This is a genomic window from Lysinibacillus sp. GbtcB16, from assembly GCF_019091145.1.
GTDB classification, from domain to species: domain Bacteria; phylum Bacillota; class Bacilli; order Bacillales_A; family Planococcaceae; genus Lysinibacillus; species Lysinibacillus fusiformis.
The window spans coordinates 1-243 of sequence record NZ_JAGXJV010000771.1; the positions used below are offsets into that span (position 1 = coordinate 1).

General features: G+C 41.6%; 1 protein-coding gene. It reads right to left on the minus strand.

The window, feature by feature from the left end:
• Nucleotides 1-243: ABC transporter permease subunit (locus tag KVT27_RS25855; protein WP_217582303.1), on the minus strand; the 243-nt coding region annotated here is incomplete at both ends.

Below are 243 nucleotides of genomic sequence, written 5' to 3' on the forward strand. Positions count from 1 at the left end.
GACCTTTTGCCCTCCCAGTTCTTATAAAACCAGCCTGTAACGATCCGAGCAAAGAAGACCGAGTAAATCGTGCAAACATTGACATAATACGTGCCCCTAAAGTTAGGGAAGGCAAAATATAACTAGAGAAACCAACTAACCCTCCTGTTGGGAATAGCCCAAGCTGTACTGAAAATAAATGAATTAATAATAGACCCAACCAAAAACCAGGAATCGAAATGCCAGAAACCGCTGTTACCATTC